Source organism: Microbacterium sp. Bi128 (genome assembly GCF_918698205.1).
Genome location: NZ_CAKKMM010001336.1, coordinates 1 through 1393, shown reverse-complemented (window position 1 = coordinate 1393; position 1393 = coordinate 1). Strand labels below are relative to the sequence as shown.

Here is a 1393-nt window from a genome sequence, read left to right as displayed (position 1 = left end):
GGTTACCCGCGCGCCAGCACGGCCGCCGCCGCTGGACCCTCGCCCGCGGCGCCCACGGCGGCAGCCGCGGCTGCGGCGTCCAGGTCCAGCCTGGTGTCCGCGGCGTCGATATCGTCCGGGTTGTGGGTGACCAGGACAACGGTCCGGTCGCGCAGCCCGTCGCGCAATTCGGCGAGCATGAGCCTGCCTGACTCCGCATCGAGGTGCGCCGTCGGTTCATCGAGCAGGATGACGTCGGCCCCGGTCATGAGCGTGCGCGCAACGGCCAGGCGCGTACGCTCTCCGCCGCTGAGGAAGGCCCCGCCCGGGCCGATCCGGGTGTCCAGGCCGGCCTCAAGCCGGGCCAGCATCGGGCCGAGTCCGACGGCGTCGAGGGAAGCCCGCATCTGCTCGTCCCCGTTGGCCACCACGGCGCCGCCGGGTCCACGCTGCGCACTGTCCGTCCTGGCGGGAGCTGGCTCCGGCCGCGCCAGGAGAAGGTTGCCGCGGATGGTCGAATCGAACAGGTGTGCCTCCTGCGGGCACCAGGCGGCGCGTCCGCTCAGGTACAGGTGGCCGCCGGCCGCCGGCAGGAACCCCAGGACCGTGGCCAGCAGGGTCGATTTGCCGGAGCCGGAGGCGCCGGTGACGGCCAGCCAGCGCCCGGGGCCGGCCTCGGCCGTGAGTCCGCTGAAGACATTTCCGCCGCCAGGCCACGCGGCAGCGAGGTCCACGAGTTCAATCCCTGGCCGGCCGCCGGGGCGCGAAGCCACGGGCACCAGTCCGCCCGTTGCGGCGCCGCCGTCCGCGTCACTGTCCGCCCCGGCCTCCAGGACTCCTGCCGCGCCGATCCGCCGCATCACGGCGCGCAGCGCGGGATACTGTCGCACGGCCGTGGTGATGGCCGCGTAAGGGTCCACCAGGGCCAGCTGCACGAGGACGACGACGGCAACAGTCTCCGGTTTGACCGCGCCGCTCAGGGCGAGCGGGGCGGCCAGCACTGCGCTGGCCAGGGCGGCCCCGGCACAGGCCAGGACGGTCAGGGCCTGGCCGAGACCCTCCGCCCATGCCGACCGCTGTGAGGCTGCCGTCGCGGCCCGGTCCGCCCGGCCAATCGCATTGAGCACGGGGGCGCTGACACCGTTCGCGTGCAGTTCCGCGCGGGCGTCCAGGGCTGCGGCAACGTGACGGAGCACGCCGGAACGGAGGTTTTGTTCGGTGCCGGCAGACATGCGGTCGGCGGCCAACGCCAGGGCGGGGGCAACGACGATGCTCAGCAGCGCTGCCGCGGCCACGGCAGGCAGCGCAGCGGGAAGCAGCAGCCCGATCCCGGCCACTGCGGCCGCGGCGACCGCGACGGCGGTCACGGGCGGCAGCACGACGCGGGGCAAAAGCTCGCGGACCGTGTCGACGT

Annotated in this window: 1 protein-coding gene; it reads right to left on the bottom strand. The window is 74.5% G+C overall.

From position 1 onward, the window contains the following. Positions 1–2: 2 nt before the first annotated feature. Positions 3–1393: thiol reductant ABC exporter subunit CydC (gene cydC / locus LQV45_RS32535; protein WP_230011700.1), on the bottom strand; the 1391-nt coding region annotated here is incomplete at its 5' end.